Raw genomic sequence first — 26,553 nt, 5'->3', positions numbered from 1 at the left:
TAGGTAATTTAGAATTATAAAATTACTTTATTTTATTCCACTTTGAAGCATTAAGTGGTGATATTTTTAATAAATCTTCTTTTAACGAGGAAGTATCAAAATAAGGTCCGTCAGAAAAAACATTTACAATTTCATCTGCTTTAGCATCCATAAATATTCGTAATAAGAATGCATTTGGCCTTGAATTATATATATTTTTTAGTTTTTGAATTGCACCTGCAATTTTAATTTTACCATTTTTTTTGTCTGTAGACATAATGTCTAAACCTCTTAAATGATATTCATACAAAGCATTACGGAACATTTTATACGTTGGTGATAAAATATTATCAATTAAAACAAATCGTGATCTAGTTCCATCATTTTGATTCCAACCTTTATAGCCACTTTGCTGTGCTTGAACCAATATATTTTGTGCTTTATTATAATAAGGTGTTCCTCCATACAAACTAAAAGTATCCGCGTCCATCCCAATAATTGTGTAAATATAAAATGTAACTACTGAAATTAAATTAGATTGGTAGGCATTTTGATTAAACAATAACGGTTGATATTCTGTATATTGAAAAGAAAAATCATCATCTTTAAAATTAAACACAGGGGTTAAATAAGTTGCATTATAAACTGGACGAGAAGATTGAATTTGGATATTTCCTTTAAATTCATCACCAGACTCTTGCAAAATTGTAATAGTAAAATTACAATGAATTTTTTCTTGGTTTTTATAATTAAAATTAGTCCAATGTTTTTGATTTACAAACTCGGTTAAATCATTTTGTAAAGTGGTAAATTTTTGTTTGTTAGATCCTGGTATTTTATCTGCATTAACCGTTACTGTGCAAAGTAATTCTTGCGCATTTAACGACATACCTAAAAGCATTACCGTTATAATTTGAAGCGTTTTTTTAAGCATACATTTTATTCAAAATTTCATTAAAAATATCGGAAGCTACTTCTGCTTTAGATTTTAGACTAAATTCCGAAATATTTTCGAATTTATCAATAATTGTAACTTTATTTGTTTCATTTTTAAACCCAGCACCTTCATCATTTAAAGAATTAAGCACTATAAAATCTAAATTTTTCTTTTGTAATTTTGATTTCGCATTTTCCAACTCATTAGCTGTTTCTAATGCAAAACCAACTAAAACTTGTTCTTTTTTTATCGCTCCTAACGATGCTAAAATATCTTTGGTTTTTATCAATTCTAAAGAAATAGTATCAGTACTTTTCTTTATTTTATTTTTTGCAACTTCTTTTGGTTTATAATCAGAAACCGCTGCAGACAATATAGCAATATCTACAGAAGGAAAATAATTATGTGTTTCCTCATACATTTGTTCTGCACTAACAACATCAATTCTTTTTACTAAGGAATTAGAAATTATTTCCGATGAAGGTCCAGTAATTAAAATAACTTCTGCTCCTAAATTTGCAGCTTTTTTAGCCAATTCAAATCCCATTTTACCTGAAGAATGATTTCCTATAAAACGAACAGGATCAATAGCTTCATAGGTTGGGCCAGCTGTAATTAGTACTTTTTTGCCATAAAAAGGCAATCCTTTAATAATAGATTTTTCTATAAAAGCTACTATATTTTCAGGTTCTTCCATTCTACCTTCTCCAACTAAACCACTTGCTAATTCTCCTGAAGCTGGTGGAATAAAAGTATTTCCAAAACTTTTAAGTTTTGCTATACTTTTAGAAGTTGCAGGATGTTGGTACATGTCTAAATCCATTGCAGGTGCAAAAAATACTGGGCATTTAGCGGATAAGTAACTTGCTAATAATAAATTATCACAAACACCATTAGACATTTTTGATAAAGTATTTGCAGTTGCTGGTGCAATTACCATATAATCGGCCCAAAGCCCTAAATCTACATGACTATTCCATTCTTCATTCTCATCTTCATTTTTATCAAAAAAAGTAGAATATACCGGATTTTTAGAAAGTGTAGCTAGAGTTAACGGAGTAACAAAATCTTTTGAAGCTGGAGTCATTACCACTTTAACCTGGGCTCCAGATTTAATAAATAATCGAACTAAATGTGCTGTTTTATAAGCAGCAATACCGGCGGTGACACCTAACAGTATATTTTTACCGCTTAGAACAGACATTTACTCTTGAATTTCTTCTGGATTTCTATAATAAATTTTACCTTCAAGCCATTCTTCAACAGCTATTGCAGTTGCTTTTGGTAATTTTTCGTAAAATTTAGAAACTTCTATTTGCTCTTTATTTTCAAATACTTCATCTAAACTGTCTGTATAAGTAGCAAATTCCTCTAATTTTTCAATTAGTTCACTTTTTAAATCACCATTAATTTGCTGTGCTCTTTTTGCAATAATTGTAATAGCTTCATAAATATTACTTGTTGGCTCTGCAATTTTATTTTTATCGTAAGTAATGGTTGAACTTGCTGCTTTTGAGTTTTTATAATCCATTAGTTTGAGTTTTTAGTGCTGTAACTGACTTTAATTGGTTATTTAAATCTTCCTTCAATTTTTCTGTTTCACTTAAATATTTTGATTTAGGAAAATTTCTTTTTAATCGTTCTTGAGCTTTTATAGCGTTTTTTAATCGTTCTTCTTTTTTGGTAATATAACTATTTATTCCTAATTCGTAAGCTGCTTTAAATTTATAATACATAGCATCTTCTTTTAAGGAACTTCCTAAATAATCACCTAAAAAATTATCAAATGCTGTAACTGCTGCAATATAATCTTGAATTTTATAATATTGCTTTGCAATTTCAAAAGCTTTTTTCTCTAATTTAAAGGTAAGCTCTTTTATAGTTTTATTTGCTTCTACAACTTTATCGGAAGTTGGGTATTTGTAAATAAAATTTTGCATTGCATTTAATGCCTCATTAGTATCTTTTTGATCTAAACTATACCTTGGTGAAGCTTTGTAATAACTATAAGCAGATAAATACGCTGCTTCTTCAACCTTTGAACTTTTTGGATAGTTTTTAACAAATTTATCAAAATAATAGGCAGCTAAACTATATTGCTTTGTATTATAATGAGATTGTGCAACCATATATTGAATACGCTCCATTTGTGGTTTCCCTCTATAACTAGGCGTTATTTTTTCAAACAACTGAATAGCTTTTGAGTACTTCTGAGCTTCGTACATTTTGGTAGCCATTTTATATTGCTCTTGAACATTCCCTTTATTCAATACTTTTTGATATTCACTACACGAAAACAACGTGCTAGTGAACAATAAAATAAAAATGTAATTTTTAATTTTTTGCATCTGGCAAAATTAGTTATTTATTATGGATTATTAAAATGCTTTTTTTAAACTTGATTAAACCACAAAAATAACTTGGTTTGGCAATAATTATTACTTAACAATCTTAATTGTTTGTTAATTATTTTAAGCTGGAGATACTGAGCTAACAACTGTTAATCGCTTAATATCATTATCAAACATATATAAACCACTTTTAGCATCACCTATTAAGTTTATTTTATCTAAAATTGTTCGAGCTTGCGCTTCTTCTTCTATTTGTTCTGCAACATACCATTGTAAAAAGTTATGTGTTGCATAATCTTTTTCTTGTAATGCAATATGAACTAATTCATTAATAGTTTGTGAAACATACACTTCATGTTTAAATAAAGTTTCAAACATTTCTTTTACGGATCCAAATTTAGTTGCAGGTTTTGTTAATTCTGAAACAACAGAATGTCCTCCTCTTTCATTTATATATTTAAAAAATTTAAGCATGTGCTGTCTTTCTTCATCCGATTGTGCATACATAAATTCAGCTATTCCTTCTAAGCCTTGTACTTCTGCCCAAGATGCCATTGCTAAATATATTTGTGATGATTCTGCTTCTACTTTAATCTGCTTGTTTAAAGCATTTGCCATACTTTCTGATAACATAATTTTATTTTTAAATTCCTATCAAAATTACTAATAATTTTCTACAAAATCAGCTATTTTTTGGTGTAATTCATTACTAACTTCTACTAATGGTAACCTAACATATTTACTAGTTATATTTAACTTTTTCAAAAGCATTTTTATTCCTGCTGGATTTCCTTCTTCAAAAATATAATTAATAACATCCATTAATTTATAATGCAGGAGATAAGCTTCTTTAGGTTTGTTATTTAATCCTAACTGAATTAACGAAGAAAAATCTTTTGGATAACCTTGCCCAATTACCGAAATAACTCCTGCTCCACCAGCTAAAACCATAGGTAAAGCAATCATATCGTCTCCTGAAATCACTAAAAAATTAGTTGGTTTATTTTGAATTAAAGTCATTGCTTGTACAATATCTCCTGCAGCTTCCTTAACCCCTATAATATTTTTGCAATCATTTGCCAATCTTAAAATAGTTTTTGGCAGAATGTTACTTGCGGTTCTTCCTGGAACATTATATACTATAATTGGTTTTGGTGAACTTTCCGAAATAGCTTTAAAATGCTGATAAATTCCTTCTTGAGTTGGTTTATTATAATATGGAGAAACCGATAATATTGCCGAAAATGCAGATAAATCAGTAGTTTTAATTTCGTTTATTACTGCTTGGGTATTATTTCCTCCAATACCTAATATTAATGGAAGTTTTCCATTATTTGCTTTTATAATAGTTTTCTTTATTTCTTCTTTTTCTTCTAAAGTTAATGTTGCGGGTTCTCCTGTAGTACCTAGCACTACCAAATAATTTACACCATTTTCTATTTGATAATTTACTAAATTTTCTAAAGCTTTATAGTCAACGGATTTATCTTCGTTAAAGGGAGTTACCAGTGCAACACCTGTTCCTAAAAATTCTTTCATTATAATTTATTTAAAATGGTTAAATATTTTTTAATTTCATTAGTAAAAATAGAAATATCAGTAGTTTCACAATCGATAAGCAAATCGTAAAAACGTTTATCAAAATGTGAAAAACCTATTTTAAAACTAATATTCAATTGCAATAATAACAGATTTAAATACAGGTTGTCAACTTTACTATAATTTATTAACAAATCGTATTTTTTTGTTAAGCTAAATGGAAATTTTTCTTGTTTAAGTTTACCATACCAACCAAAATTTTTTGGAGAAATTGTTGGGTATTCTGTTTTAGTTTTATTTTGTTGGTAAACTACTATTGTTAATTGATTTTCTTCAATTTTAAACTGCTGAAAAATTTCTTTTTTAATAGCCGAAATTTCAGATACATCATCCACAAAAATTAAAATATTTTTAACTTTATGTTTGGTGCTTTCTGCTTCATTTTTAAAAAAATCATTTATATGATTCTTTATAAAAATTTGATTGGTTTTTCGTTTAAATCCTGTAAAAATCATTTATATTTACACTTTCATTCGCAAAATTAATTAAAACATTAGTATTTATTTAATGAAAAAAATAATTATTTCATTTTTAACCGTCCTTTTACTATTTAGTTGCAAAAAAAACACTCTTCACGTAGTAAAAATAGAAGGAAAACAACTTCCCATTACCGAAAAATTAGCTTCTGACTCTTCCATTGTAAAAACTATTCTTCCTTATAAAAAGAAAGTAGAGAAAGAAATGAATGCAGTATTAAGCTACACTCCAAAAAATTTAATATCAACCGATGGTGAATTAGAAAGTTCTTTAGGTAATTTATTAGCTGATTTATGCTACAAAAAAGGAAATTTTGTGTTTAAAAAACGAACTGGTAAAAATATAGATTTCGCCATGTTTAATTTTGGAGGAATTAGAGCAGAAATCTCTAAAGGAAATGTGACCAGAAAAAACGCCTTTAATTTAATGCCTTTTGAAAACAATTTAGTGGTAGCCGAGTTATCTTCAAAAAAATTAAAAGAGTTAATTCAATTTTTAATCACTCAAAAAAAAGCACATCCTTTATCAAAGCAAGTTAAACTTAGTATTACCAACAATGGATATAATTTTTCAATAAATGGCAAGCCAATTAATGATAAAAAAAATTATTACATTTTAACTTCAGATTATTTACAACATGGAGGAGATCATATGGATTTTTTCAAAAATCCAGTTCATTTATATCCTTTAAATTACAAAATGAGAAATGCAATTATTGATTATTTTAAAGAAACGGATACTTTAAAATCTAATCTTGATGGACGATTTGTAATGAAAAAATAAAACTAGTAATGAAAAGAAGAAAATTTATTCAACAATCTACTGCTGCAACTGCTTTTTTAACTCTTGGAGGATTATCTTTACAATCATTTTCCAGCAATGCAAAAAAACATATTACCATATTACACACTAATGATGTGCATAGCCATATAGAACCTTTTCCTGCAAATGATGTAAATTATCCAAATTTAGGAGGAGTAGCAAGGCGAGCAACTTTAATTGAAAAAGTTAGACAAGAAAATCCAAACACGTTATTATTAGATGCAGGAGATATTTTTCAAGGAACACCATACTTTAATATTTATGGTGGAGAAATAGAGTTTAAGTTAATGAGCATGCTAAAATACGACGCTGCAACTATTGGAAATCATGATTTTGATAATGGTATTGATGGTTTATATGCACAATTACCAAATGCAACTTTTTCATTTGTAAATGCCAATTACGATTTTAGTAAAACAGTTTTAAATAACCAGATAAAACCTTATAAAATATTTATAAAAAACGATATTAAAATTGGCGTTTTTGGGTTGGGAATTGAACTTACAGGTTTAGTTGATCCAGCAAATTACAAGGAAACAAAATATTTATATCCTGTTGAAATTGCTCAAAATGTAAGTAAAACATTAAAAGAAGAAGAACATTGCGATTTAGTAATTTGCTTATCACATTTAGGATATCATTATAAATCCGATAAAATTGACGATTTAAAATTGGCAGCTCAAACTAAAGACATTGACTTAATTATAGGCGGTCATACACATACTTTTCTTCCGAAACCAACTGTTACAAAAAACAAAATTGGAGAAAATGTGTTAGTTAATCAGGTAGGTTGTTATGGAGTTAATTTAGGAAGAATAGATTTTTATTTTGATGATGATAACAATAAAAAAAGTGATGGTAAAACTATAATAGTGTAAATAAAATAATAAAATGCGTATAGAAAACGATTTAAAATTAGGCTTTAAAGATGTAATGATCCGTCCAAAAAGATCTACCTTAAGTTCAAGATCTCAAGTTACATTAGACAGAGAATTTTCATTTTTACATAGTAATCAAACTTGGAATGGCGTACCAATAATGGCCGCAAATATGGATACGGTAGGTACTTTTGATATGGCAGTAGCTTTAGCAAAACATAAAATTTTTACAGCTATCCACAAACATTATACTATTAGCGAATGGACTAATTTTTTGAAAAACACAGATGAAAGCATTTTAGAATATATTGCTGTAAGCACCGGTACAGGTTTAAAGGATGCTGAAAAATTGAAAAATATTTTTTCTGTACATCCTGAAATAAAGTTTATTTGCATTGATGTTGCCAATGGTTATTCAGAACATTTTGTTCGTTTTGTAAAAAAAACTAGAGAACTATATTCTGATAAAATAATTATGGCAGGTAACGTAGTTACTGGCGAAATGGTGGAAGAATTGCTACTTGCAGGTGCTGATATAATAAAAGTTGGTATTGGCCCTGGATCTGTTTGTACTACTCGTGTTAAAACTGGAGTTGGCTATCCACAACTATCTGCAATTATTGAATGTGCTGATGCTGCCCATGGTTTAGGAGGACAAATAGTTTCAGATGGAGGATGTAAAATTCCAGGAGATGTTGCCAAAGCCTTTGGAGGTGGAGCTGATTTTGTTATGTTGGGAGGAATGTTTGCTGGTCATACAGAAAGTGGAGGAAAAACTATCACTAAAAACAACCAAGAATTCAAACAATTTTATGGAATGAGTTCTGAAACAGCTATGAACAAACATACTGGTGGAGTTGCAAATTACAGAGCTTCTGAAGGTAAAACTGTTGAAATTCCGTTCAGAGGTCCGGTTGAAAATACAGTCCAAGATATTTTAGGTGGATTACGATCTACCTGCACATATGTTGGAGCAAAAAGATTAAAAGAATTAACAAAAAGAACTACTTTTATTAGAGTACAAGAACAACACAATCAAGTGTTTTCAAAATAACTAAAAACGGCTTCTAGCTCAGCTGGCAGAGCATCTGACTCTTAATCAGACGGTCGTGGGTTCGAAACCCACGGAGCCGACTTTTTAAAATTCGTTATATCGTATTTCAAAATGATAATTTAAATAGATAAATGAATTAACCCAGTTTTACTATAAAATAGCATATGTAACTTCCTTAACTAAATTTAAAAATTTTATTTATACCTTTAAATGTTATTCTTCCTATAAAAAAGGAATAGAAAGTTTTTAATATGGTTTCACATAAACAAAAACAAACTACTATTAAGCCTAAATTTATTATAATTGGTTTAGCCATCTTTTTTAGTATTCTATTTTTTGTAGACTTACAACCTGAAAAACCTGAAGTTACTTATACAGCTGCTATAGCATTTTTAATGGCATTTTGGTGGGTAACTGAAGCCTTACCTATAGGTTTAACTTCACTTTTACCAATATTACTATTTCCAATGTTAGGAGTTTTGGACGGAAAATCAATATCAAACAGTTATATTAATTATGTAATATTTCTATTTATTGGCGGCTTTATTATGGCGCTGGCAATTGAAAAATGGAACTTACACAAAAGAATTGCTTTAAAAATATTATCCATAATGGGTGGTAGTCCCTTTATGATTTTAGCTGGATTTATGTTTTCTTCTGCTTTTTTATCTATGTGGATGTCAAACACAGCAACAGCAATGATGATGCTACCTATTGCTTTTTCTGTAATTTTATCTTTAGAAGAAATCCATGGCGAAAAGAAGATAAAAAAATACTCTATTGGATTATTACTCTCAATTGCTTATGCTTGTTCTATAGGAGGAATTGCAACCCTAGTTGGAACTCCCCCAAATTTATCATTTTTAAGAATTTATGAAATTATTTTTCCTAATGCTCCTGAAATTTCATTTGGTCAATGGATAACCTTTGCATTACCAATTTCATTTTTTATGTTTTGGTTTACATTACTATTTTTATATTTAATTTTTAAACCTAAACAAAAACTAGAGAGTCTTCCAAAATCTTTCTTTAAAAATAAATATAAAGAACTTGGAAATATAACCTCAGAACAAAAAAGAGTGTTTGTATTATTTATTTTATTAGCAATTCTTTGGGTATTTAGAAAAAGTATTGACTTAGGTTTTGTAACTACTCCTGGATGGAGCTCTGTTTTTAAACATCCTGAATATATAAATGATGGTACTGTGGCTATTTTTGTTGCTACATTGTTATTTATTACACCTGCTTCTAAAAAAAATGAAACATTAGTAACTTGGAAAATTACAAGAAAAATTCCTTGGCGAATTGTGTTTTTATTTGGAGGTGGATTTGCACTTGCAAAAGGATTTATAGATTCTGGTTTATCTACTTATATTGGAAATGTATTAGCAAATGCAAGTACCTTTTCAACTCCTTCTATATTAGTTACATTAACAGGAATAATGTCTCTTTTAACTGAATTCACATCAAATACCGCAACTACTGAAATGATGCTACCAATTATTTCTGGATTAGCAGTTCAACTCAAAATTAACCCTTTGTTGTTTATGTTACCTATAACTTTAGCTGCAAGCATGGCTTTTATGTTTCCAATAGCAACCCCTCCAAACGCTATTATATTTGGTTCAGGAAAAATAAAAATGATTGAAATGATTAAAGTTGGTTTTTTTATAAATCTAGTAGCAATTATTGTAATATCAGTTGCTACTTTAACATTAGGAAAAATTATTTTTCACATAAATTTAAATGAATTTCCTATTTGGGCAAATCAAACAATTTCTACCTTACCAAAATAACTTTATCTTCTTCCATAAAATTACTTGTTATCCATATTTTTAGTAGTAAATTTGCTCTTTTTTATATTATTCCGTTAACATCATGAAAAATAATTTCATACTATCTTTTACTTTCGTTTTATTTTTTCAAATAAGCTTTTCTCAACAAAACAAACTAAAATTAAATCTAGATAAATCTGGAGAAACCTACATAAAAGCATCTGCAAGAATGCAATTATGGGCTCGATATTATGATACTAATCCGAATTCAGAGATTAATGGAGAAATAACTAATAATGTTATGGATTTTTCTGTTCGAAGAATTCGAATGAGTATTAGTTCACAAGTAACTCCAAAATTGTATGCAGCAGCTGTATTTGGTGGAAATAATATAAACCAGCAAACTGAAAAAAACTTTACCTTAAAAATAATTGACTTATATGCTGTTTATCAATTTTCTAAAGCATTTGGAATTGGTTTTGGAGAATCTGGTTGGGAAGGACTTAGCCGTTGGAATGTTAGAAGTACAAAGTCACTAATGACTTTAGATGCTCCTGGATTTAATTTACTAACCGTTAATAAAAATGATGATCATGCTCGAAGTTTAGGAATTTGGGCAAAAGGTAAAATTGGTAAAATAGATTATAGATTTGCCTTAAAAAATTCCGTTCAATATGGAGTTAATGCAAAAGAAGGTGTTGTAGATTATGCAATAAACAAACCACGTAAAAGAGTTTCTGGATATTTAAAATATGAATTTTTAGAGCCTGAAAATAATACCTCAGCTTATAGTGATAAAATAGGAACATATTTAGGTAAAAAACAAGTTTTTAATATTGGTGTTGGGTTTATGAATCAACCAAAAATGACTTCTCAATTAATAAATAATGTAGAAAAGTTTTACGATTTCAAAAATTGGGCAATAGATGTTTTTTATGACACTCCTTTAAATAAAGAAAAAGGAACAGCTATTACTACCTACTTAGGATATTTTAATACCGATTTTGGTCCAAACTACATAAGAAACGTTGGCGTAAATGATGTTACTACTGGCGGAACATCTTTTAACGGAAGTGGTAATCATTTTCCTATGATGGGAACTGGAAACACTGTGTTTTTTCAATTTGGGTACTTATTAAGTAAAGATAAAAACAACCATCAATTTCAACCAAATATAGCAGTTCAGTATTCGAACTTTGAAGCATTAAAAGATAATATGATAGTTTACAATTTAGGTGTAAATTATTATATAAATGGCCATAGTAATAAACTTAGTTTAAATTATGAAAACAGACCTGTGTTTCAAAATATTAATAATAATCTGAAAGTAGATGAACGAAAAGGAATGATTGTTTTACAATATCAAATTGAAATTAACTAACTTTTCACCTTTTTAGGACTTAAAACCATAGATTTAAAAATTAAATATTGAGCAACAATATAAGTTACCATAATTAATACTTCAAAAATTTTATTTGGGTTGTAAAACTTATTTATAGCTAATAAGGAATCGGAGGTAATAAAAACGACTGCTCCAACAAGCATCAAAAATGATTTTACCGATTTCTTTTGCAAGTAATTTATTAAAGAAACTACCCCAAAAGTAGAAATAGTTAATCCATAAATTATTACTGGGATTAACAATTCATTTAATGAATTTCTTAGAACAAACATAAGTCCTAAAAATAACATCAAAAATGGTACACTTGCTATAATTACTTTTAAAATGGAAGTCTTTTTAATTTGATTTATAACAATTTTGATAAATAAAATATGCGCCATTAAAAAAGATAATAAACCTGCCATAAAAAATAATTTTCCTGAAAACATTAATAAAACATCTCCAAAAAAAGAAAATTCTAAAGCTATAACATACCATTTTAACCTTTTAGGTAAAGAAAAAACATATAGAAATAATAGGGCTATTATAATTAAAGGTTTAAAAACATAAATAAGCATTGGTGTTTTTAAAATAATTCCAATTATATCCATTACGGAAGCAAAAAGAAAGAGCAAAAAAGTTAATTTAATTTTATTCATAAAAAAAGATTATTTCCAAGCAGGTAATATACATCTTTTTTTATTTATTTTTTTTAATAAAGGTTTAATTCCCTTCACTAAACTCTCTTGCATTATTTTAGAATTTCCTTGATGACATTGCAAACAAGCTCCAACAGTTAAAATTTGCTTTTGTTCTTTAACAGTAAAAGGTCTAAAATCTAACCTTGTTGAGTTTATCACTTTTTTATCAACTTGTTTTAAAAATGGAATCCAAGCATCTTCAGGTAAACTATCATTTTTATTTAAAGCGTAATCTGGTGAAAAACTCCATATGCCAATTCCATTTTTTATATCGTAAGTCAATTCTCCATTGCCATAACCAATTGCTGCTGAATTAGTATGGCACGATTTACAATCTCTTACTTGTTTTGTAGTTGTATGTGGCGAGTTTGGAGCATACAATCTATGAAACGAAACATCTTCTCCTTCAGGTTTACCTGCGTAACTTCCTTTATCAATAGTTAAAATCATACCAGGAATTGCTGGTTCTATTAATTTTTTATTTTTAGACACTTTAACTCCCATAGCTGGTAAAGAGGATGAAAATTCAGCAACATATTCTTTCCATTGACCTTTACCATATTTTTTGTCTAATAAATCGAAGGCTCTTGGTTCATTTTTATCAAATCCTGTATGACAACCTATACAACGTGAAGTCCAAGATGAGTGACAACTGGAACAGCTAACATCTGAATGCACTTTATCTCTTGAACAAACTTCTGGTCTAGGGGATAATTTATGTAATTTACCATCGCCTTTACCAATTAAAAATGCATTTCCTAACGAATCAACAAAAGTATTAACCAAAGGATGTTTATCTTTTTTTGCAACTAAAATTCTATCATTTTGATGAGAATAATTTCTATGTAAAAACACTTTTAAACTTTCCACATCTAAGGAATCGTAAGGAATAGTTGTAGGTTTAGGTTTTTTACTAAAATGACAATCTGCACACTGTAATTTAACAGCATCTTCTTCATGAGCATATTGTTTACCATCACCCATTACTTCATGCGAAGAATGACAATCAATACAAAGCATACCTTTTGCATGATGCACATCTTCTTGTTTTTTAGTATACACTCTATTTCCTTCTAAAACTCTGTAATTATGATTATTTTTTAAGGAATCTACATTTAATAATGTTTCTTGCCAACCTTCATAATTGGTAGAAATTCTACTAGATCTACTATGACAACCAAAACAATGATTATCTGTTATAAACACATCTGTTGATGGATGAAATTTTGGCAATTCTTTTTTATTAGAACTCAAATAATTTTTCAAATCAGCTTTAGATTTATCCGTGTAATTTAAATGACAAGCATTACAGCCTCCTCCTCTATTTATATTTGTAATAGCTCCATAATCTTTCTTTTCTGCTCCCAAATGGCAATTAGCACATAAATCTCTAATATGTTTATCTGCCGCAGAATTTTTAATATCTTTAATATGGTAATGATAGTTAGGTGAATCTGCTTCTCCAAATATATATTTATCTACAGCAACTAAACCACTATTAGTAGTCATTAAAGAATTATTAATTTTTTTTAATTCTTCTTGATGACATTTTCCACAAGTTTTTTCGGCATCCACTAAATTACCCGGAATTAAAATCATTCCTTTATGAGCCACTTCTTTATTTGATGCTGTTTTATTTCCTAAATGGCAACTTGTACATCCAATTAATTCAGGATTATGATAAGCTGAATAACCTGTTGTATTTTGATGACATTGTAAACAAGATTCGGAATTTGTCTCTTTAGCAGAAATCTCTGTATAGTTTTCTTTAGGTCCATTTATTATATCACTAAAATCATCAGTGTTCCGAAATAAAAAAAAGAGAGTGATTGCAATTAAAATCACCAAAAAAAAACTGATTTTTAAGTATTTTATCCTCATAAAAAAATTAATTGTACAAATTTACACAATTAAACTATTTAATATTTTATAATTTGTAAAACAGATTATTTTTTAGTTGTCAATCTATCAAGCTATTACCTCTTTTGTGCAACTTAAGTAACATATAATATTTTGATTCTCAAACGATTACGTAACTTTAGTTACTTTCCAAATTTTAAAATATGATATTTGTCATATGCAAATACTCGGTTTGTAAATAACTTTACACCAGTAAATATAAATATACTTATGACTACATCAAGAAGAAAATTTATTAAAATTTCTGCCCTAGGCTTAGGAGGTGTAGCAGCTTCAACTTCAGCACTTAAAATGTTTGGCGCTAACACTTATTTAGAAGGGTTAGTAAAACAAAATATTGCTGGAGAATTTAATAAAACTGCTACATACTGCGAAGTTTGTTTTTGGAAATGTGCCGCATGGGCATATACCGATAATGACGGAGAAATTATTAAAATTAAAGGAAATGAAACTGATCCACATTGTCACGGTCGTTTGTGCCCAAGAGGTACAGGTGGAGTTGGAATGTACAATGATGAAGATCGTTTAAAAACACCATTAATTAGAACTACAGTTGATGGTAAACAAACTTTTAGAAAAGCAACTTGGGAAGAAGCTTTAGATTTAATTGCATCAAAAATGAAAGATGTAAAATCTAAATATGGCGCTGAAAGTTTTGCATTATTAAAACATGGTTCTCCAGGAAGTCACTTAGAACATCTTTTTAAAGCATATGGCTCCGATACAATTGCGGAACCTGCTTATGCTCAATGTAGAGGCCCTAGAGAAACTGGATTTGCTTTAACACTTGGATCTTGGATTGGTTCTCCTGAACCAACTGATATTAGAGATACTAAATGTTTAGTTTTAATTGGTTCTCATATCGGTGAAAACATGCACAACTCACAAGTGCAAGAAATGTCTGACGCCATAGATAATAATGCTACTATTATAACTGTAGATCCAAGACTTTCAACTGCAGCAAGTAAATCACAACATTGGTTAGCTATTAAACCAGCTACTGATATAGCATTATTACTCGCTTGGATGAATGTTATTATTGAAGAAAAATTATACGACGAAGCATATATTGAAAAATATGGCTATGGTTTTAAAGAATTAAAAGCACACGTTAAAGAATTTACTCCTGAATGGGCTTATGGTATTACAACAATAAAACCAGAACAAATTAGAGAAACTGCCCGATTAATGGCTGCAGCTGCTCCTTCTGTAATTATTCACCCAGGTCGCCACGTTGTTTGGTATGGAGATGATTCTCAAAGAGAAAGAGCTATAGCCATGCTTAATGGTTTACTTGGTTCATGGGGTAAAAGAGGTGGATTCTACTTTAAAGAAAAAGTAAGTCTTCCAAAATTCCCTCATCCAGCTTATCCAAAACCAAAATGGGGATGGGAAGAAATTGGAGAGAAATATCCTTACGCAGAAATGGGAATTACTTCTGAATTAATTAAAGCATCTATTCCAGGTGAAGGTGAAAATGAAAAATATCCTATTAAAGCATGGATCATTGCTGGTACTAATTTAATAAATACGATTCCAGAACGTGACGTGATTTTAAAAGCTATGGATGCTGTTGATTTTATTGCTGTTGTAGATACTATGCCAATGGAAATAACAGGTTATGCAGATGTAGTTTTACCAGAATGTACGTATTTAGAACGTTACGATGGAATTAGAAATGCTGCAAAAAGAGAACCTTCTCTTGCACTAAGATATCCAGTAGCAAAACCTAAATATGATTCAAAGGCTGCTTGGTGGATAAGTAAACAATTAGGAGAAAGACTTGGATTGCAAGAATACTTTAATTATAACGATTATGAAGATGTAATTAAATGGCAATTAGAACAAGTTGGTTCATCATTAGAAGAAATGAAAAGATTAGGTGTTAAAAAATTCGAAAGAAAAACACCTTTATATATGGAAGACGGTGAAGATTTTGAATTTGCAACAAACAGTGGTAAAATTGAATTTTATTCTGATGAATTAGCTTCAAAAGGATTTGATCCAATGCCTGTATACAAACAACATCCTGAACCACCACAAGGTTTTTATCGATTAATTTATGGTAGATCTCCTATGCACACATTTAGTAGAACTATTAATAATCCTAATTTAAGTGCTCTTAAAGACACCAATAAACTATGGGTAAATCCTAAAGTAGCAAGAATGTTAGGTTTAAAAAACGATCAAACCGTTTGGTTACAAAATCAAGATGGAGTTGATTCAACTTTTTCAATAAAAGTTAGAGTTACGGAAAGAATTCGTTGGGATTCTGTATATATGTACCATGGATTTGGACATAACAATAAAAAATTATCTAGAGCCTTTGGAAAAGGTATTAGCGATACACGTATGATAACTAAAGTAGCAGTTGACCCATTAATGGGAGGAACAGGACTTAGAGGTAATTTTGTAAAAATATTAACTGAAGACCCATATAAAAATAGTAAAGTATGAGATATGCAATGGTTATAGACACATTAAAGTGTGTTGGTTGTAGTGATTGTGTTGTGGCTTGCCAAACCGAAAACAATGTTCCATTAGGATATTGTAGAGATTGGGTCACAGAAACTGTTGATGGCGCTTATCCAAAAGTAGAATTAGAATTAAAATCAGAACGTTGTAACCATTGTGATAACGCACCTTGTGTACGTTGTTGCCCAACTGGAGCAAGTCATATTGCTGAAGGAGGAATTGTATTAGTTACAGAAGATGAATGTATTGGTTGTGGTGCATGTATAGAATCATGTCCTTACGATGCTCGTTATCAACATCCTGATGGATACGTAGATAAGTGTACATTCTGTCATCACCGATTAGAAAAAGGTCAAAACCCTGCCTGTGTAGAAGTTTGTCCTACAAAATGTATGTATTTTGGAGATTTAGATGACCCAACAAGTGAGGTTTCTGAATTACTAAAAACTAGAAAACATAAAGTTTTGGCACCTGAAGCAGGAACAAGTCCAAACGTATATTATTTAATTAAATAAAATATTATTATGCAAGAAGAAATTTTCGTTAGTGGACGACATTTACCTAAAATTGATCCAAATTTAGAAATTTGGCATTGGGAAATATCCTTATATTTATTTTTAGGTGGTTTAGCTGCAGGAATCTTATTTTTTACAGCATTGTTTTATCTTCTTAAAAAAGAAAATGAAATGCAAGCAACTGTAAAATATGCAACAATTATAGCTCCTATAGCATTAATAGTTGGTTTAGCTGCGCTATTTTTTGATTTATCGCACAAACTTTATTTTTGGCAATTATACACCACAGTTAGAATAACCTCTCCAATGTCTTGGGGAGCATGGGTACTTTTAATTATCACCCCTCTTTCTATATTATGGGTATTTAGCTATTATAGAGAAACATATCCAAAATTAGAAGCTAAATTACAAACCTTTAAAAGATTGAAATTTTTAAATACATTTGAAAAATTCTTAATTAAAAATAGAAAAACAATGGCAATTGCTTTAATTCCATTATCTCTAATATTAGGAATTTATACAGGTATTTTATTATCGGCATTTAATGCCAGACCTCTATGGAATAATTCTATATTAGGACCTTTATTTTTAACTTCAGGTTTATCAACAGGTGCAGCAGCAATATTGTTGTTTACTAAAAGTCATTTTGAGAGAACATTAATTAGTAAAATAGATTTAGCTCTTATTTTTATTGAACTAGCTTTAATTGTTCATATGTTTATGGGAATGTATGCTGGTTCACAAGTTCAATTAGAAGCAATGCAAATATTAATTGGAGGTTCCTATACTGTAATGTTTTTTGTATTTGTTATTATACTTGGACTTATAGTACCATTTGTTTTAGAGTTAACTGAAATTTTAGGATTTAAAGTTCCTATTATTGCACCAGCTATGCTAATCTTAATTGGTGGATTAATTTTTAGAATAGTAATGGTAAATGCAGGTCAATTAACTAGATATTTATATTAAAATAATAAAAAATGAAAATACATATTGAAGAAAATAAACATGTATATTGGAATCCATATTTTGGAGGCTTGCTACTTGGTTTATTAATAGTTTTTACATTCTATATTACAGGAAGAGGATTGGGTGCTAGTGGTGCATTTAAAAGCTCCGTTGTAACTATAGTAGATGATATAGCTCCTGTACACGCAGAAAGCAACGCATATTATGATAGATTTATAAAAGAAGGAGACTCTCCTATGAATACTTGGTTAGTTTTTGAAGCTTTAGGTATTTTAATTGGAGGTTTTATTTCTGGTGCAATAAGCGGTAGATTGAAATTTTTTGTGCAACACTCTCCAAAAATAACAAGTAAAACAAGAATAATAGTAGCCTTAATTGGTGGAACTTTATTTGGGTTTGGAGCTCAAATAGCTAGAGGATGTACCAGTGGTGCCGGATTAAGTGGTATGGCTGTATTATCAACAGGCGGTTTTATAACTGTGCTGGCGATTTTTGGTAGTGCATTTGCATTCGCTTACTTCTTTAGAAAATTCTGGATTTAAATTAAAAAAAATTAAAAAATTATGGGACCATTAATTCCTAACGGTGTTATTCCATTTGAGTGGAATTTCGTAATAGCAATATTAATTGGTATTGTCTTTGGATATATTTTAGAATCCTCTGGTTTTTCTTCTTCAAGAAAATTAGCTGGACTATTTTACGGGTACGATTTTGTTGTACTTAAAGTGTTTTTTACTGCGGCGATAGTTTCGCTTATAGGTATTTATTATATGGATTATTTAGGATTAATTAATGTTGGACAATTATATATTCATCCAACCTATTTATACGGAGCAATTGGCGGCGGAATTATTATGGGTATAGGTTTTGTTATGGGTGGTTTTTGCCCAGGAACAAGTCTTTGTGCTGTAGCCATTGGTAAAATTGATGCTATGGCTTATGGATTAGGAATTATGATTGGAGTATTAATTTTCTCTGAATTCTTTTCATTCCTTGAGCCTTACTTTGACGGAGCTTATTTAGGACACATAACATTAGTTGACTCTTTAGGAGTAAACCCTTACTGGTTTATATTCCTATTTACCGTAACTGCAGTTATTTTGTTTTTCCTTGTCGATATGATTAGAAAACGAGTAAAAAAAGTATTCTATTAAAAAATATATTATGTCAAATACGTATAAAGTAAAAAAAATAATTATAAAAACGGAGTACAAAGTACTTGCGGGAATACTTATATTATTAGCTGCAGGACTAGTTTTATTACCTAAATATCAAAAAAATGTAGGGATAAAACCAGAAAACTTTTTAGTTAATATAATGAGTACGGAACGTTACGTTACAACAGACCAAGTTGCTGATAAAATTATTAAACAAGATCCTAATCTTTTGTTGATTGATGTTCGTAAAAAAGAAGCGTTTGATGCATTTAGTTTACCTAATGCTATAAATATTCCTTTAGCTAAAGTGTTATCTTCAGATTCTGAATCATATTTAAATCAAGATGCATTTGATGTAGTTTTATATTCTAACGATAATTTTTATGCCGATCAAGCATGGCAATTATGTAATAGAATGGGATATAAAAATATTTATGTTTTAAAAGGTGGTTTAAATGAATGGTTTAATACTATAATTAATCCTAAAGAACCTACTGAAACAGACTCTGAATTAGCATTTAAAGATTATAATTTTAGAAAAGCAGCGGCCATGTATTTTGGTGTTGGAAACAAAACTAATACTGCGCCTAAAGTTAAACCTAAAAGGGTAATTAAACTTGCTAAAAAGAAAAAGAAAGTTGCTGAAGGTGGCTGCTAATATAAATTTTAATAGTTTAAAATCATGAAAGAATTAGAAAGAACAAAAAGAATTTCATTTTCAGCAGTAATAATTATTTTAGTAGTACTTATTGGTTTATTAAGCTTTAAAAAAGCTGCTAATGTTTTTAAAAACGATAAAACATTAACTCTAAACCCAATAGTTTCACAAGATTATATTATTTCAAAATCTAGTATTGATACTGCTTCAGTAAGTAATATGGCTTTTATTGATGTTAGAAGTCCATTTGAATATAGCAAAGGCCATATAAAAAATGCTAAAAATATTTATACTCCAGATCTTTTAGATCCTAAAAATAAAGAATATATTTTAGATTTAGAAAAAGAAAATAAAACTATAGTTTTATATGGTGCAGAACCTGGTGAAGCAAGTGGAGCTTGGATGTTATTAACTCAATTAGGCATTAAAAATGTTAAATTATTGAGCATAAAAACAAACTATATTCACAACACCTTTTCTATAAGTGATTTTCCAATAGAAAAAGCACAATTAGATTATGCTGCTTATATGAAAAAAGCAACTTCAGGTAAAATTGAAGTTAAAAAAGTTACTCCTAAAAGAGTAATTAAATTAGCAAAAAAGAAAAAGAAAGTGGCTGAAGGAGGCTGCTAAATTTTCTCCATTAAACACAAAAAAAGTCAGTTTAAGCATTTAAACTGACTTTTTACTTTTTACCTATTGTCTACTTTTCATTTAATTTATTTTCATTTTAGCTATATAAAGATAATTTAATCTTTTTATCATATTTATATTGCTGATTTTCAGGTAGTTAAATTGTAACATTTGTTACTACACAGACTAAATATTTATTGTAAGTAAAATGACAAAAGTCAGGTTAAAAATGTGATTTGGCTACTAATTTTATGGTAATTATTAACATAAAAATGTTTCATTAAAAAACAATAAAAATGAAAAAAGTAGCAACATATGCATTCGCAATCTTATTTGTAACTCTAGCTTTAAGCAGTTTTACAACCATACAAAAAGATTCTATTCCTAACACAAAAACGTCTTCTGAATTTGAAACTCTAGTCAATTATTTAGAAGCTCAAGGAAGATTTAAAAGTATTACAGAGAACACTTTAATTAGTGCTGATGAAGTTAAAAAAAATATTAAAAATTTAAAATATCATATTATTGATATTAGAAGCGAAAGCTGGTTCGAATACGGACACATTAAAAATGCTCACAATGTAAAAGCTGAAAATTTACTTAACTATTTTGAAACAAAAATTACACCTAACAACTTTGATAAAATTGTAGTTATATGCTACTCTGGTCAATCCGCTTCATACTACACAAGTCTGTTAAGAATTGCTGGCTATAATAATGTATATAGCATGAAATGGGGGATGAGTTCTTGGCGAGTAGATTTTGCTGAAAATTCTTGGTTAAAAAATATTAAAAACTCTTTTGCTTCAAAATTAGAAACCAAAGAAAATTCTGTTGTAGCAAATGATTCATATCCTAATTTAGAAACAGGTAAATCAGATGCAAAATCAATTTTAAGAACAAAATTACTAAAAGCATTTGCAACACCATACAGAGAACATATTATTAAATCTGCCGATGTTTTTGCAAATCCTAGCAACTACTATGTAATTAGTTATACTAATTCTGAAAATTATAAAAATGGACACATTCCTGGAGCAAAAGAATACCAACCAGCAAGTTCATTCCAACTAAATACCAACTTAAATACGTTACCAACCAATAAAAAACTTGCTCTTTACTGCCAAACTGGTCAAAATGCAGCAAAAATGGTTGCATACTTAAGCATTTTAGGATACGATACTGGAAATGTTGCATACGGAGAAAATAGCTTTATGAATAGCCAATTAAAAGCAAAAAACTGGAATGCATTTTCTAAAAAAGAAATTAACATGTTTCCAGTAATAGAATAGAACATTAATTCAAATAAACTATAAATACCTTAAAATTAAAATCATGAAAAAAATATCATTGTATCTAATCGGATTATTATTAATTCCAACATTATTTCTAACCTCTTGTGATAGAGGTGACGATATTACCGAAACCTCAACACCATCTTTTACATTGATGAAAGATTACATGACTACAAATAATTTAGATTTAAATAACATATTATCAAGTCCTGATGGTGTAAAATTTGTAGTTGCAGCTCCTGATGCAGCAGATTTAGATGCTTTTTTAGCTAAATATTACATCATGGATATTAGAAGTGCCACTGACTTTGCTAACGGTCATATTGAAGGTGCAAAAAATGTAGTTTTTTCAAATATTTTAACAGAAGCAACAAATGCTGGAAGTAAACCAATTTTAGTTGTATGTTATACTGGTCAAACAGCTTGTTATGGAACTGCACTTTTACGATTATATGGTTACAGCAATACTCAAGCATTAAAATGGGGAATGTCTGGTTGGAACTCTTCTACTGCTGGTTCTTGGAACAGTAATATTGGTGACCCAGCAGATGGTAATGCTAACTGGACCTATTCAACTGCTCCTGCAAATTTAGTGTTCTCAAGCCCAACTATTACTAGTTTTTCAACAGATGGTGCTCAGATTTTAAAAGAAAGAGTTGAACAAGTTGTTGCTGACGGATTTAAAGGTGTTAGTACTGCTGATGTTTTAGCTTCACCATCTCAATATTTTATTAATAATTATTTCAACGCTACAGATTACCAAGCATTTGGTCATGTTGCTAATGCATATAGAATTAATCCGTTATTATTATCTGATAATAGTTATTTAGGATTAGATCCTGGTGCTAATGCAAAGGTTGCAACATATTGTTATACTGGACAAACTTCAGCCGTTATTACAGCTTGTTTAAGAGTTTTAGGTTATGATGCTTATAGTATCAAATTTGGTATGAATGGATTTTATAATTCTAATGATGCATGGGTTTCTAACAAATGGACCTCATCTGTTCCAAAAGATTTACCATTAGTAAATTAATTCAAATTTAAATATTACAACAATGAAAATTAAAATATATATATCATTAGTTATAGCAATCCTATTTCAACTGAATTTAACCTATGCACAAGGATGTGACGGAGATGATCCAGTAACTGATAAAGATGGAGCTGCCCCAAAAATTAAAATTTTTGGTTACTTACAAACTCAATACGATTACACTTTTAATGACATCAATGAAAATACCTTAAAATTTAAAAGGGCAAGAATTGGTGTACGAGGAAATATAGATAATGATTTTTCTTATTACTTTATGTTAGAAGCTAGTCCATTTATTGGTGGTGTTGGAAGTGCATATTTAATGGATGCATTTGTAACCTATAAAAAATATAACTGGGCAAAAATTTCTGTAGGTTCGTTCAAGCAACCATTTGGTTTAGAGGTAAATACACCTTGTAATAACTTAACAACTATTGATAGATCAATTGTTTCCGATCAATTAGTTGCTCCACAACGTGACTTCGGTTTAATTATTTTAGGAGGTAATAAATACACTAAATTTAATTATGCTGTTGCATTAATGAATGGTAGAGGTTTAAACGTGGTAGATAATAATTCGAAAAAAGATATTATTGGTAGAGTATCTTATAAACTTTTTGACTTTATGACTATAGGTGGTAGTTTTAGATATGGTTATCCTAATAACAATGATGATACTAGAACAACTTATGGTGCTGAAATGGCCTTAAAATTAAATAACTTCAAAATTCAAGGTGAATATATTTATGATGAAGGTGATTATAATCGAGCAGCTGGTGGAGGTTGTGGATCTGAACCAGTTGAGTTAGGAGAAAAAAGAGATGGTGCTTATATAATGGTTTCATACGATACTAAATGGAAAGTACAACCAGTATTTAAGTATGAATATTTTGACCCAAATATTGATGTTAAAAAAATTGGATATCAAGAAATGATGACAATTGGTGCAAACTATTTTATAAATGATAAAGTACGTATTCAATTAAATTACCAAGCACATATTGAAACCTATATAAATGTAGATAATGATATGTTATTAGCTCAAATCCAAATAAAGTGGTAATAATTATTTGAATCCTTAAAAACTCTTGACATTTGTCAGGAGTTTTTTTTTGTTATATTGTATCTTTGTATAAATCTGTAATTTAGCACAAATGATAAATGATAAAGCATTCCTTAAAGAAAAATTAAATGATTATTATTCACACATCTTTGAAAAAGAATTAATTAATGAAATTTGTGAATTAGGAGCCTACAAATCTCTAAAAAGTGGCGAGTTAATAATTAATATTGGAGATAATATGACCCATATTCCTCTAATTTTAAATGGAGCTGTTAAAGTAGTTAGAGAAGATAGAAATGGGGAAGAAATTACATTGTACTTTTTAGAAAAAGGAGATACTTGTGCTGTTTCCTTTGTAAATTGCATTAACAGAAGGAAAAGTATTTTAAAAGCTAATACAGAAAAAAATACAGAAGCTATTTTTATTCCTGTAAATAAAATTGATGAATGGCTTAAAAAATATGAAACTTGGCGCCATTTTATTATTGACAGTTATCATATGCGACTAATTGAAATGGTTGAAGCAATTGATAGTTTAGCTTTTATGAAATTAGACGACAGACTATATAAATTTTTATCTGACAAAGTTAAAATAATGAAAGACAGTGTTTTAAAAATAACTCATCAAGAAATTGCAGATGATTTAAACACTTCTAGAGTTGTAGTTTCTCGTATGCTAAAACAATTAGAAAATGAAGGAAAAATTACTATAAGACGTAACCGTATTATTGTAAATTTTTAATTAATCATTTGTAAATAATCTTCTTCTGTAATAATTGAAATACCTAGTGTATTTGCTTTTTCCTTTTTGCTTGGGCCCATTTTATCCCCAGCAATAATAAAATTTGTTTTTTTAGAAATAGAGCTGGAAACTTTTCCGCCATTATCTTCAATTGATTTTTTTAATTCGTTACGGCTAAATTTTTCAAAAACACCTGAAACTACAAAAATTTTAGCTTCTAATTTATTGGTTATATTTTTAAGTGTTTCCTCATTTAGTTTAAGTTGAACACCATATTGTTTTAATCGATCTATTAATTCAGTATTCAATTCATTTTTAAAAAATTCGAGAACACTTTCTGCTATCTTATCTCCAATCTCATCTACATTTATTAATTCTTCAAAAGATGCTTTACTTAAAATTTCAATAGATTTAAAAGCTTTTGCCAATTTTTTAGCAACGGTTTCCCCAACAAATCTAATCCCTAAAGCAAATAAAACTTTTTCAAAAGGTACCTTTTTTGATGCTTCAATTCCTGAAATTATATTTTCTGCAGATTTTTCTGCCATTCTTTCTAATGGAATTATTTGAGAAGCTTTTAATTCATATAAATCGGCATAATTTTTAATTAAGCCTTCTTTAAACAATAATTCAATGGTTTCTGCTCCTAAACCATCAATATTCATTGCTTTTCTACTTATAAAATGTTGAATTCTGCCTGTAATCTGAGTTGGACAGCCATAATAATTAGGACAATAATGTTTGGCATCTCCTTCTGTTCTAATCAATTCTGTATTACAATCTGGGCAATGAGTAATGTATTCTGTTGAAACTGAATTCAATGGTCTTTTACTTAAATCTACTCCAACAATTTTAGGTATAATTTCTCCACCTTTTTCAACATAAACAGTATCTCCAACTCTTACATCTAATTTTGCAATTTGATCTGCATTATGTAAAGATGCTCTTTTTACAATAGTTCCTGCTAATTGTACTGGTTTTAAGTTTGCAACTGGTGTAATTGCTCCTGTTCTTCCAACTTGGTAAGTAATTTCATTTAAAATAGTACTTTCTTGTTCTGCTTTAAATTTATATGCAATAGCCCAACGAGGTGATTTCGCAGTAAAACCTAATTCTTCTTGTTGCGCTAAATTATTTACTTTAATAACAACTCCATCCGTTTCGTATGGTAAATGATGTCTTTTTTCTTCCCAAGTATTAATAAATTGAAAAACAGCATCCATATTTTTACATACTACCATTGTATCAGGTACTTTAAATCCTGCATTTTTTGCTTCATTTAATGCTTCAAAGTGCGTTTTAAAAGGTAATTTATTTCCTACAATTTGATAAAGCAAACAATCTAAAGGTCTTTTTGCAACTTCAGCACTATCTTGCATTTTTAAACTTCCACTTGCTGTATTTCTTGGATTACTAAACGGATCTTCTCCTGCTTCTACTTTTTCCTTATTCATTTTATTAAAACCGCTTAAAGGCAAAATAATTTCACCTCGTATCTCAAAATTAGGTACAAATTCTGATTTTAATACTAATGGAATAGATTTAATAGTTTTAACATTTGTAGTTACATCATCTCCTTGAAAACCATCTCCACGAGTTTCAGCTTGCACTAAAACTCCATTTTCATAAACTAAATTGATAGAAGCTCCATCATATTTAAGTTCACAAGTATATTCTAAAACATCATCATCTATCAATTTTCTAATTCTAGTTTCCCAATCATTTAAATCTTCTAAGGAGTAAGAATTTGCTAAAGAATACATTCTATTTTTATGAACAACTGTTTTAAAATTTTTAGTAATCTCTCCTCCCACTCTTTGTGTTGGAGAATTAGGGTCAAAAAACTGAGGATTTTCAATCTCTAGTTTTTCTAATTCTTTCAACTTTAAATCAAACTCACGATCGGATATTGTTGGATTATCTAAAACATAATAATTATAATTATGCGTATTTAGCTCTTCTCTAAGTTGCTTAATCTGATGTTCTAACTCTTCTATCATTTCAATAATTTTCAATGCTAAAAGTAATCATATTTTTTGAAAATCAACTATCCTAATTTTGTGTTAAATCCTAGGTTTATTGCAAATAATAACAGCTAAATTACGTTAATACAAATGTAACTTACGTTACAATACT

Annotated in this window: 26 protein-coding genes and 1 tRNA gene; 17 read left to right on the top strand and 10 right to left on the bottom strand. The window is 29.1% G+C overall.

Going from position 1 to position 26,553, the window contains the following annotated elements:
• Nucleotides 1-22 precede the first annotated feature (22 nt).
• The 7 genes from R3342_RS06640 to R3342_RS06610 all read right to left on the bottom strand — a co-directional run bounded on the left by R3342_RS06640 (nt 23) and on the right by R3342_RS06610 (nt 5,321).
• A complete protein-coding gene (locus R3342_RS06640; RefSeq protein ID WP_318939170.1) occupies nt 23-913 on the bottom strand; it encodes a DUF4835 family protein in 891 nt (296 codons plus the stop codon).
• Nucleotides 906-2,120, bottom strand: a complete 1,215-nt coding sequence (gene coaBC / locus R3342_RS06635; RefSeq protein ID WP_318939169.1) for a bifunctional phosphopantothenoylcysteine decarboxylase/phosphopantothenate--cysteine ligase CoaBC — start codon at nt 2,118-2,120, stop codon at nt 906-908. The genes R3342_RS06640 and coaBC overlap by 8 nt, the downstream gene beginning before the upstream one ends.
• Nucleotides 2,121-2,447, bottom strand: a complete 327-nt coding sequence (locus tag R3342_RS06630) for a DNA-directed RNA polymerase subunit omega (RefSeq protein ID WP_318939167.1) — start codon at nt 2,445-2,447, stop codon at nt 2,121-2,123. It lies immediately after the preceding gene.
• Complete coding sequence (locus R3342_RS06625) at nt 2,437-3,264, bottom strand: outer membrane protein assembly factor BamD (RefSeq protein ID WP_318939165.1); 828 nt, start codon at nt 3,262-3,264, stop codon at nt 2,437-2,439. Before R3342_RS06625 ends, R3342_RS06630 begins: the two co-directional genes overlap by 11 nt.
• Before the next feature lie 123 nt (nt 3,265-3,387).
• Nucleotides 3,388-3,900, bottom strand: coding sequence for a ferritin (locus R3342_RS06620; protein ID WP_318939164.1), 513 nt, complete (start codon nt 3,898-3,900; stop codon nt 3,388-3,390).
• A 30-nt stretch (nt 3,901-3,930) separates the two neighbouring features.
• On the bottom strand, nt 3,931-4,806 hold the full coding sequence (gene dapA / locus R3342_RS06615; RefSeq protein WP_318939162.1) for a 4-hydroxy-tetrahydrodipicolinate synthase: 876 nt from the start codon (nt 4,804-4,806) through the stop codon (nt 3,931-3,933).
• Entirely contained in the window at nt 4,806-5,321 is a 516-nt protein-coding gene (locus tag R3342_RS06610; protein ID WP_318939161.1) for a DUF6913 domain-containing protein, read from the bottom strand. Before R3342_RS06610 ends, dapA begins: the two co-directional genes overlap by 1 nt.
• Before the next feature lie 52 nt (nt 5,322-5,373).
• Between R3342_RS06610 and R3342_RS06605 the strand changes: the two genes are divergently transcribed.
• From R3342_RS06605 to R3342_RS06580, 6 genes are all read left to right on the top strand, one after another.
• Entirely contained in the window at nt 5,374-6,126 is a 753-nt protein-coding gene (locus R3342_RS06605; protein WP_318939159.1) for a 5'-nucleotidase, read from the top strand.
• Nucleotides 6,127-6,134: 8 nt separating this feature from the next.
• A complete protein-coding gene (locus R3342_RS06600; RefSeq protein ID WP_318939157.1) occupies nt 6,135-7,043 on the top strand; it encodes a metallophosphatase in 909 nt (302 codons plus the stop codon).
• A gap of 13 nt (nt 7,044-7,056) precedes the next feature.
• Nucleotides 7,057-8,097: a GMP reductase gene (locus R3342_RS06595; protein ID WP_318939155.1), complete on the top strand. Its 1,041-nt coding sequence runs from the start codon at nt 7,057-7,059 to the stop codon at nt 8,095-8,097.
• 7 nt (nt 8,098-8,104) lie between these two features.
• Nucleotides 8,105-8,177: transfer RNA gene (locus tag R3342_RS06590), tRNA-Lys, on the top strand.
• 171 nt (nt 8,178-8,348) lie between these two features.
• A complete protein-coding gene (locus tag R3342_RS06585) occupies nt 8,349-9,893 on the top strand; it encodes an SLC13 family permease (protein ID WP_318939153.1) in 1,545 nt (514 codons plus the stop codon).
• A gap of 82 nt (nt 9,894-9,975) precedes the next feature.
• A complete protein-coding gene (locus tag R3342_RS06580) occupies nt 9,976-11,253 on the top strand; it encodes a porin (RefSeq protein WP_318939152.1) in 1,278 nt (425 codons plus the stop codon).
• Here R3342_RS06580 and R3342_RS06575 read toward each other — a convergent pair.
• The gene (locus tag R3342_RS06575) at nt 11,250-11,912 is read right to left on the bottom strand and encodes a lysoplasmalogenase (protein WP_318939150.1); all 663 of its coding nucleotides are present in this window, start codon (nt 11,910-11,912) and stop codon (nt 11,250-11,252) included. The two genes, R3342_RS06580 and R3342_RS06575, sit on opposite strands and share 4 nt — an antisense overlap.
• 9 nt (nt 11,913-11,921) lie before the next feature.
• Nucleotides 11,922-13,802, bottom strand: coding sequence for a hypothetical protein (locus R3342_RS06570; RefSeq protein ID WP_318939148.1), 1,881 nt, complete (start codon nt 13,800-13,802; stop codon nt 11,922-11,924).
• A gap of 282 nt (nt 13,803-14,084) precedes the next feature.
• On the opposite strand from R3342_RS06570, the gene R3342_RS06565 reads away from it, so the two are divergent.
• The 11 genes from R3342_RS06565 (at nt 14,085) to R3342_RS06515 (ending at nt 24,417) form a co-directional block, all read left to right on the top strand.
• Nucleotides 14,085-16,331: a molybdopterin-dependent oxidoreductase gene (locus R3342_RS06565; protein WP_318939145.1), complete on the top strand. Its 2,247-nt coding sequence runs from the start codon at nt 14,085-14,087 to the stop codon at nt 16,329-16,331.
• The gene (locus R3342_RS06560) at nt 16,328-16,864 is read left to right on the top strand and encodes a 4Fe-4S dicluster domain-containing protein (protein WP_318939144.1); all 537 of its coding nucleotides are present in this window, start codon (nt 16,328-16,330) and stop codon (nt 16,862-16,864) included. Before R3342_RS06565 ends, R3342_RS06560 begins: the two co-directional genes overlap by 4 nt.
• A gap of 9 nt (nt 16,865-16,873) precedes the next feature.
• The gene (gene nrfD, locus R3342_RS06555; RefSeq protein ID WP_318939142.1) at nt 16,874-17,833 is read left to right on the top strand and encodes an NrfD/PsrC family molybdoenzyme membrane anchor subunit; all 960 of its coding nucleotides are present in this window, start codon (nt 16,874-16,876) and stop codon (nt 17,831-17,833) included.
• Nucleotides 17,834-17,844: 11 nt separating this feature from the next.
• Entirely contained in the window at nt 17,845-18,375 is a 531-nt protein-coding gene (locus R3342_RS06550) for a YeeE/YedE thiosulfate transporter family protein (RefSeq protein ID WP_318939141.1), read from the top strand.
• 21 nt (nt 18,376-18,396) lie between these two features.
• Nucleotides 18,397-18,987 carry a YeeE/YedE thiosulfate transporter family protein gene (locus R3342_RS06545; RefSeq protein WP_318939139.1) on the top strand — a complete coding sequence of 197 codons (591 nt, stop codon included), beginning with the start codon at nt 18,397-18,399 and terminating at the stop codon, nt 18,985-18,987.
• A gap of 10 nt (nt 18,988-18,997) precedes the next feature.
• Entirely contained in the window at nt 18,998-19,648 is a 651-nt protein-coding gene (locus R3342_RS06540) for a rhodanese-like domain-containing protein (RefSeq protein WP_318939137.1), read from the top strand.
• Between the two features lie 24 nt (nt 19,649-19,672).
• Nucleotides 19,673-20,281 carry a rhodanese-like domain-containing protein gene (locus tag R3342_RS06535; protein ID WP_318939135.1) on the top strand — a complete coding sequence of 203 codons (609 nt, stop codon included), beginning with the start codon at nt 19,673-19,675 and terminating at the stop codon, nt 20,279-20,281.
• Nucleotides 20,282-20,577: 296 nt separating this feature from the next.
• The gene (locus R3342_RS06530; protein ID WP_318939134.1) at nt 20,578-21,573 is read left to right on the top strand and encodes a rhodanese-like domain-containing protein; all 996 of its coding nucleotides are present in this window, start codon (nt 20,578-20,580) and stop codon (nt 21,571-21,573) included.
• A gap of 43 nt (nt 21,574-21,616) precedes the next feature.
• The gene (locus R3342_RS06525; RefSeq protein ID WP_318939132.1) at nt 21,617-22,612 is read left to right on the top strand and encodes a rhodanese-like domain-containing protein; all 996 of its coding nucleotides are present in this window, start codon (nt 21,617-21,619) and stop codon (nt 22,610-22,612) included.
• Between the two features lie 22 nt (nt 22,613-22,634).
• Entirely contained in the window at nt 22,635-23,675 is a 1,041-nt protein-coding gene (locus tag R3342_RS06520) for a porin (RefSeq protein WP_318939130.1), read from the top strand.
• Nucleotides 23,676-23,766: 91 nt separating this feature from the next.
• Complete coding sequence (locus R3342_RS06515; RefSeq protein WP_318939128.1) at nt 23,767-24,417, top strand: Crp/Fnr family transcriptional regulator; 651 nt, start codon at nt 23,767-23,769, stop codon at nt 24,415-24,417.
• On the opposite strand, the gene ligA is transcribed toward R3342_RS06515, so the two are convergent.
• Nucleotides 24,414-26,417 carry an NAD-dependent DNA ligase LigA gene (gene ligA / locus R3342_RS06510; protein WP_318939127.1) on the bottom strand — a complete coding sequence of 668 codons (2,004 nt, stop codon included), beginning with the start codon at nt 26,415-26,417 and terminating at the stop codon, nt 24,414-24,416. The two genes, R3342_RS06515 and ligA, sit on opposite strands and share 4 nt — an antisense overlap.
• Between the last annotated feature and the right edge of the window lie 136 nt (nt 26,418-26,553).

This window comes from Lutibacter sp. (assembly GCF_033723435.1).
Taxonomy (GTDB): domain Bacteria; phylum Bacteroidota; class Bacteroidia; order Flavobacteriales; family Flavobacteriaceae; genus Lutibacter.
Note: the sequence above shows the minus strand (reverse complement) of the source record. Positions and strands in the feature narration are given on the sequence as shown.